General features: G+C 68.2%; 9 protein-coding genes. 3 read left to right on the top strand and 6 right to left on the bottom strand.

The window, feature by feature from the left end; all coding sequences use genetic code 11:
* Positions 1 to 502 precede the first annotated feature (502 nt).
* From VGF64_17020 to VGF64_17005, 4 genes are all read right to left on the bottom strand, one after another.
* Positions 503 to 628, bottom strand: a complete 126-nt coding sequence (locus VGF64_17020) for a hypothetical protein (protein ID HEY1636464.1) — start codon at positions 626 to 628, stop codon at positions 503 to 505.
* 215 nt (positions 629 to 843) lie between these two features.
* A complete protein-coding gene (locus tag VGF64_17015) occupies positions 844 to 1,557 on the bottom strand; it encodes a hypothetical protein (GenBank protein HEY1636463.1) in 714 nt (237 codons plus the stop codon).
* 397 nt (positions 1,558 to 1,954) lie between these two features.
* On the bottom strand, positions 1,955 to 2,269 hold the full coding sequence (locus VGF64_17010; GenBank protein ID HEY1636462.1) for a hypothetical protein: 315 nt from the start codon (positions 2,267 to 2,269) through the stop codon (positions 1,955 to 1,957).
* A 15-nt stretch (positions 2,270 to 2,284) separates the two neighbouring features.
* Positions 2,285 to 2,671 (bottom strand): hypothetical protein, encoded by a 387-nt coding sequence (locus VGF64_17005; GenBank protein HEY1636461.1) that lies wholly within the window; start codon positions 2,669 to 2,671, stop codon positions 2,285 to 2,287.
* 71 nt (positions 2,672 to 2,742) lie between these two features.
* Between VGF64_17005 and VGF64_17000 the strand changes: the two genes are divergently transcribed.
* Together VGF64_17000 and VGF64_16995 are read left to right on the top strand one after the other, a co-directional pair.
* Positions 2,743 to 3,114, top strand: a complete 372-nt coding sequence (locus VGF64_17000) for a tyrosine-type recombinase/integrase (GenBank protein ID HEY1636460.1) — start codon at positions 2,743 to 2,745, stop codon at positions 3,112 to 3,114.
* Between the two features lie 86 nt (positions 3,115 to 3,200).
* Complete coding sequence (locus VGF64_16995; protein HEY1636459.1) at positions 3,201 to 4,322, top strand: LLM class flavin-dependent oxidoreductase; 1,122 nt, start codon at positions 3,201 to 3,203, stop codon at positions 4,320 to 4,322.
* 12 nt (positions 4,323 to 4,334) lie between these two features.
* Here VGF64_16995 and VGF64_16990 read toward each other — a convergent pair whose 3' ends face one another.
* Together VGF64_16990 and VGF64_16985 are read right to left on the bottom strand one after the other, a co-directional pair.
* Positions 4,335 to 5,930 carry a FadD3 family acyl-CoA ligase gene (locus tag VGF64_16990; protein ID HEY1636458.1) on the bottom strand — a complete coding sequence of 532 codons (1,596 nt, stop codon included), beginning with the start codon at positions 5,928 to 5,930 and terminating at the stop codon, positions 4,335 to 4,337.
* 4 nt (positions 5,931 to 5,934) lie between these two features.
* On the bottom strand, positions 5,935 to 6,477 hold the full coding sequence (locus tag VGF64_16985) for a hypothetical protein (GenBank protein HEY1636457.1): 543 nt from the start codon (positions 6,475 to 6,477) through the stop codon (positions 5,935 to 5,937).
* A gap of 105 nt (positions 6,478 to 6,582) precedes the next feature.
* Here VGF64_16985 and VGF64_16980 point away from each other — a divergent pair.
* Positions 6,583 to 6,802, top strand: a 220-nt coding sequence (locus VGF64_16980; protein HEY1636456.1) for a hypothetical protein, incomplete at its 3' end; no start/stop codon positions are given.

Raw genomic sequence — 6,802 nt, 5'->3', positions numbered from 1 at the left:
GGGGACGAAGCACTCAGGCGGCGACTCCTGCGTGGCCACGAATCGGACTATCCCACCGCTGGCGAAGTCGGACCCAGGCGGGCCGAGCATGGTGGTGAGCACCGCAACACAGCCCGCATGTTGCGTAGGAGGAGGCGTAGGAGGAGGCGTCGCGCTCGCTAGCCCCGTGAACGCTGGCACGAAACCAAGCGTTCCGACTGCAATTGCCCCAGCGGCGATCAGTCGTCTCTTCATCGAATCCGCCTTTCGGTGGTTGTTCGGTCCGATCAAGAAGTCGGACACACTGTCAGTGTGAGCCTGGCGGGCTGCCCTGTCGATCCCCAGTGCGGGGGCCCCAGCGGGCAGACTGTCACCCCCTAAGGGCATAATGAGGGCGAGGGGAGGGAAGAGCGACGTGAGCTATCGGAGACGCTCAGGGCCCGTCGCATCCGTCTTTTGGCTATTCATCGGCGTGTGCGCCTTGGTTGCTTTGGCCGAGGTCTACGTGCCGATCACAGCGCCGCTAGCGGTGCTTCTCGTCGTGCTCATCGTGCTCGGCGCCGTCACTCAGCACAAGCAGCGCCGGCAGGCTGCCACCGTCGCTCGTCGCCCTCCTGTGCGGCGCTGGCACGTCGTCGAGCGCCAACACGGCGTCGCTCCGTGCGGGAATTGCGGGGCGCCGAACAAGGGCAGCGACTTCTGTCCCTTCTGCGGGACTGCGCTGACGACGAGCCGAGAGGTTCACGGGGTTAGCGAACGCTGAGCGGGGCCCCGGCCGGGCAGGTGACCGACGAGCAGTCGGCCGCATGGTGGCCACCTTTGGCCCCGGAGGTCCCCAGGGCACACGACTCGGCCGGGAGAACTTCAGATTCCATATCTCGCTTGTCGCTCCTCATCGGAGAGGACGTGCATGGTGCCTGCCGTGCGTGGCTTATTGACCGTGATGACCTCACGCCCGAACTCGTCGTGTTCGATGCGCACTCCGAAGTGGCGGTTGCAGGCTCGGCAGTCTCCGCTCCGAGGCTGCTCGCGGCGATTGATGACGACGTTCCCACAGTCAGGACAAGCGACAGCGGGCAACGGCTCCAGCTCTGGTAGGGCTCGGTCGTAGCGGGCCGGCCAGCCGGGCGAGGTCTCGATTCGCTCGAGGAGTCGAGGGTCGTCCTTCAGCTTGATGTCGCTCGCGACTACCAGGCGGGCCAAGCGGGCCTCGACAATGCCGCTCACGTCCTCGGGCCGCGCGCCCTCGGAGCGAACGAGCAGCTCGAGCTGGCCGCGCACCTCATCGACACTGCCCATAGCCTGGGCCGTGCCATCCGATTGAATGTGGAACGCGATATCCACCGGGCAGTCAGTCGCGGCGGAAGTGATCATCGACCGCGCTGGCACAGTGAGCGGGCGGTAGTTCGGTGGCGATGGCTCCGGCTCGACATAGAAGGGGCGCGGCTCCGTCCAGACGGGCAGACGGGCCTGCTCGAGGAAGAACTCGATAAGGCGCCGCATGTACTCGGCAACGGCGGGGTCTATGCCTTGTGGCGGCTTGGGAAGCTCCACACGATGGCGGAGCGCGGCAGCCATGTGCTCATCGTCCCGAGCGTTGCGTTTCGACTTCTCGATCATGCCCGACAACGAGTTAGGGGGCGGTGGTTCGTGCGGGTGGCGCGGTGATGCGGTCCCTGGTGTCCGGGTGCTCGCAAGTTGTTCGGTCATGTGTGCTCCTTCGGTGCTCGGCGCTCAAGGATTCGTCTAGCGCTGTTCTCGGCTCGGATTGCATCGAGCAGCGGTCGGTACCGAGGGGGGACGGTCAGGCGGACGGCCTGCTGTGGGTCCAATTCGGTCGCCTCGGTGTCGTCACCGAGCCATGCGTACATGCACTCAGCGTCGTCGGCGAAACTCACGAACCTGACCTCGGCGGTGCGGCCTTCGTGATTCACCCACAGGCCCGGCCTCAAATCGGTGGCGAAGGCGGTCGCGCTCATCTTCCCATCTGCTTCATGAACTCCTCCTGGTGCTCGCCGGCTTGGGTGGCCGAGATGCCCTCGGGTCCAGACACGAGCGGATTGGCAGGTTGGAGGTGCTGGCCGCTGCTCATCGGTTCGTGTGTCGGTGGCGTGCTGGTGCCCATTTGCGCCGGGCTGGTGTCGGGACCGACCGGCTGGGGCTCGGGGCCACCTTCATGCACTTGGGCCGCGACCGCGGGCGTCTCGCCGAACCGCTCGCCCACCGCAGGCGGGCGGTATGACTCGCCAGCGAATGCCTCAATCGGGTCTCCCAGTGTGTCGTCGCTCATGTCGAGCTCCTTTCGTTAGTGAACAATCGTCGGGTCAAGTCGCGTCGGATATGCCGGTGCGACCAACGGGTCGTGGCGTCCGGGTTCCGACTCATCGGGTTGCGCTGCGCCCCAGTTGTTGTGTGGGCCGTTGAAGTGCATCCTCGGGCCCTTGCGCTGGCCGTGCTCGAGCAGCCAATGACAGGCGAGGGCCAGAGCGACGGCGCGGTCATCGTGTCGATCGGGGTCGTGATCCATACGGAGCACACCCGGCGATGTCTCACGGAGCCGGACGTTGGCCAGCTCGTCGAGGAGCGCAGCGTCGTCGGGCAGTGCGAGCGTGTGATCACGGATGGACAGGTGAAGCGCCGAGGCGATGCGACCCACGCTCTGCTGAGAAAAGGTGAACTCGATTGTCCGCACACGGTCGACCTGTTTTCGGTCCGCCGAAGACGAAGCGATCCGTCCGCCGGCTCGCCCTCGACGCCCGGGTCGTGGCTGCCTTGCGTGCTCACCGCGCCCGGCAGGCTCAGGAGCGACTGGCCTGGGAGACAGCATGGACCAATATTGAGCTCGTCTTCACCAGGGAGGACGGGACGGCCCTCTCGCCGGTCAGCATGTCGCAGACAATCGAGCGGCTGGCCCGGAAAGCGGGGGTCCCGGTCATCCGGTTTCACGACCTGAGGCACACCAACGCCAGCCTCTCCCTGCTGGCCAACCAACACCCGGCCGTGGTCGCCGCCCGGCTGGGCCACAGCGTCACGATGCTGCTCGAGACGTACTCCCACGTCCTCGAGACGGTCGCCTCAGACGCCGCGTCCGAGGTCGCCGGGCTCGTGATCGGCAAAGCGCTGACAATCCGCTGACATCGGTGGTCTTTTCGCCTGCTGAGCAGCGGTTATTATCTGACACACCGTCGGATGCGAGCTGGGAATCGGAGGCCACGACAACCATGGAGTTCGGGATCTTCGTCCAGGCCCACCTGCCCCGGCGCCGCGTCGAGGCCGACCCCGACGCCGAGCACCACGCCATCATGAACGAGGTCGAGCTGGTGAAGGCGGCCGATCGGGCGGGGTGGAAGTACGTGTGGGTCACCGAGCACCACTTCCTCGACGAGTACTCCCACATGTCGGCCAACGAGGTCTACCTGGCCCATCTCTCCGCGGTGACCGACCGGATCCACGTCGGCTCGGGCATCTTCAACCTCAACCCGCAGGTGAACCACCCGGTCCGGGTCGCCGAGCGGGTGGCCATGCTGGACCACCTGAGCGACGGGCGCTTCGAGTTCGGCACCGGTCGGGGCGCCGGGAGCCGGGAGGTGACCGGCTTCGGCATCGAGAGCACGGCGGTGACCAAGGAGGTGTTCGACGAGGTCATCCCCGAGTTCCTCCGGATGTGGAACGAAACCGAGTACCACCACCAGGGCAAGGCGTTCTCGGTGCCCAATCGCAACGTCCTGCCCAAGCCCTGGCGCCGGCCGCATCCTCCGATCTGGATGGCAGCGGGGAACCCGCCGACCTACGAGAAGGCCGCCCGCCTCGGTGTCGGCGTCCTCGGTTTCAACACGTCGGCCATCGGAGCTATGGCGCCGATGGTGCAGGCCTACAAGGACGCCATCGGCGACGCCGAGCCCGTCGGGGCCTACGTGAACGACAACGTGATGATCACCAACGGGGTCGTGTGCCTGGAGGACGGCCGCAAGGCGCGCCAGATCGTCCAGGACATGGGCATCTCCTACCTCCAGAGCCTCGTGTTCCGCTACCACGACACCTTCCCGAAGCCCCAGGAGGTGCCCGACTGGCCGGCCGTGCTGCCCGAGCCCACCCCCGAGGACGTCGACCTCCGGATCAACGAGGGCTACATGCTCTGCGGGGATCCCGACGAGGTGCTCGAGCAGGTTCGGCGCTACGAGAGCGTCGGCGCCGACCAGCTCGTGTTCGGCATGCCGATCGACATGCCCATGAGCGCCGCCTTGGAGACCATCCAGCTGTTCGGCGAGCACATCATCCCCAAGCTCGACGGCGACCCGGTGCACCGCTCGACCCGCTTCCGCGACGCCGCCGCGGGGCGGTAGCCCCCGGCGGGCTCAGGGTCGCGCTGGTCGCGTCGCCTCGTCACGCAGCTCGTACTTGAGGACCTTGCCACTGGCGTTGAGCGGCAGGGCCTCGACGATCTCGACGCGGCGGGGCACCTTGTAGTTCGCCATCACCTGGCGAGACCACTCGATGACCTCGCTCGGGGTGAGGTTCTCGCCCGGCCGGGGGATCACGAACGCCGCGCCCACCTCGCCCATGCGCTCGTCGGGTACGCCAACGACCGCTACCTGGGCGACCTTCGGGTTGCCGAGCAGGATGTTCTCGATCTCCGCCGGGTAGGCGTTGAACCCGCCCACGATGAACATGTCCTTCTTCCGATCGGTGATGCGCAGGTACCCGCGCTCGTCCATCACCGCGATGTCGCCGGTGTGCAGCCAGCCATCGGCGTCGATGGCGGCGGCGGTCTCCTCGGGCTCGTCGAAGTACCCCTTCATCACGTGGTAGCCGCGCACCACCACCTCGCCCGGCTCGCCTCTCGCGACCTCGCGGCCGGCATCGTCGACGACTCGGACCTCGGTGTCAGGGATGGCCCGGCCGCATGTGTTGGCGATGGTCTCGGGGTCGTCGTCGTAGCGGCACATTGTCACCGTGCCGGTCGACTCGGTGAGGCCGTAGCCGGTGATGATGGTGCGGAACGTCAGCTCGTTGCGCATGCGGCGGATCATCTCCACCGGGACCGCAGCCGAGCCCGTGACGGCGAGGCGCAACGACGAGAGGTCATAGCGGCGCCGCTCGGGGTGGTCGAGGATTGACTGGTAGAGCGTCGGCGGCCCGGGGAGCATGGAGATGCGTTCCTCGGCCACCCGGGCGAGCACTGTCGGCACGTCGAAAACGGCGTGGGGCACGACCGCGGCGCCGACAAGGAAGGACGCGAGGAATCCGGCCTTGTAGCCGAAGGTGTGGAAGAACGGGTTGACGATCAGGTAGCGGTCCCCGCGGCTCAGGCCGACGATCTCGGCCCAGTCCCGGAACACCCGCAGGGTCTGGGCGTGGGTGGCCATCGCCCCCTTCGGCCGCCCGGTGGTGCCGGAGGTGAAGATGATGTCCGACAGGTCGTCCGGCCTGACCGCGGCCATCCGGTCGTCGACATCCGCCGGATGGACCTTGTCGGCGCCGGTCAGGTAGTCCGGCCACGACAGGGTGCCTTCGGGAGCGTCACCCCGCAGCACGACGATGGAGTCGAGCGTCGACCGCTCCGTCGCCTGGCGCAGCATGTCCACGTAGTCGACGCCGAGGAAGCCCGACACCGTGAAAACCACGCGGGCCCCGCTCTTGGCGAGGACGTACGCCGCCTCCGGTCCCTTGAAGCGGGTGTTCAGCGGCACCAGGACCCCGCCGACCGACAGAACGCCGAGGGCGGCGACGACCCACTCCGTGATGTTGGGGGCCCAGATGGCTACCCGGTCGCCCGGCCCGACCCCCAACCCCATGGCGGCCCCTGCCGCCCGGTGCACGGCGGGCGCCAGCTGGGCGTAGGTCAGGCGGGTGGACTCGCCGACGAGCGCCTCGAGATCCCCATGACGATGGGCCGAGTCGGCGACCAGCGCGGGGATGGTGAGGGGCGACCCGCCCCCGTTCCCGCTCACGGGGTCAGGACAGCTCCCGCTCGAGCAGCGCCACCAGCTCGACGATCTCGGCCGCGCAGCCCTGGAAGTCCTCGAGCTCTCCTCCGGCCGGGTCGTCCACGTCCTCCCAGGGCTCGAGCTCGACCTCGTCCAGGCGGAGGGCCTTCAATCGCTCCTGGAGCGTCCCCGGCAGACCGGGCAGATCCCGGCACAACCGGCGCAGCGTCGCCGTGCGGGGGGCGGCCGAGGGGTGCCGGCGGCGGACATGCTCCACGTGCTCACGGGCCAGACCCACGACCAGGTCGGCGTCATCGAGATCGCGCTGGCGGATCTGGCGGCTGCGGTGCCCGTCGGCGGCCAGGCCCACGCCCTCGAGGGCGGAGCGGGTGCGCCAGCTCATGGGCTGGCCCTCGACCACGTGGGTACCCGCGGTGGTGATCCGGGTCGCGCCCGATCGGGCCAGGGCGGCGCCCGCCATCACCGACCGGGCGGCGTTGCCCGTGCACAGGAACACGACGTGCTGCCGACCGGCGTCGACCTCCACACCTTCCTGCAGCTCGTCCCGCAACCTGCCTCCCTCTGATCCTGAAGGCATGTTAGATGAGGGGGCGGCTGCCCCCGTCAGGCGCCGGCACTGCCGGCGCAGCGCTGCGCCGCGGCAGACTACGTGGCGATGAACACGATCGCTGAGTTGCTACTCCGCCGGGCCGACGAGCACGGGAGCAGGCCGGCGCTCCTCTACGAGGACGAAACCTGGACCTGGGCCGAGTACGCCCAGGCCTGCACCGAGCGGGCGTCGGTCCTGGTCGGGCTGCGGCGACCGGGGCCGTTCCACGTCGGGGTCCTGCTCGACAACGTGCCCGAGTTCCCCATGTGGCTGGGTGCGGCGGCGT

This window comes from Acidimicrobiales bacterium, assembly GCA_036491125.1.
GTDB lineage: Bacteria > Actinomycetota > Acidimicrobiia > Acidimicrobiales > AC-9 > AC-9.
This window is presented reverse-complemented; position numbering and strand designations above follow the sequence as displayed.

What these genes read in the sequence shown, in the direction of transcription:
- VGF64_16995 (HEY1636459.1), top strand. Translation starts at nt 3,201, where the DNA reads ATGGAGTTCGGGATCTTCGTCCAGGCCCACCTGCCCCGGCGCCGCGTC.
- VGF64_17015 (HEY1636463.1), bottom strand. Translation starts at nt 1,557, where the DNA reads ATGGCTGCCGCGCTCCGCCATCGTGTGGAGCTTCCCAAGCCGCCACAA.
- VGF64_17010 (HEY1636462.1), bottom strand. Translation starts at nt 2,269, where the DNA reads ATGAGCGACGACACACTGGGAGACCCGATTGAGGCATTCGCTGGCGAG.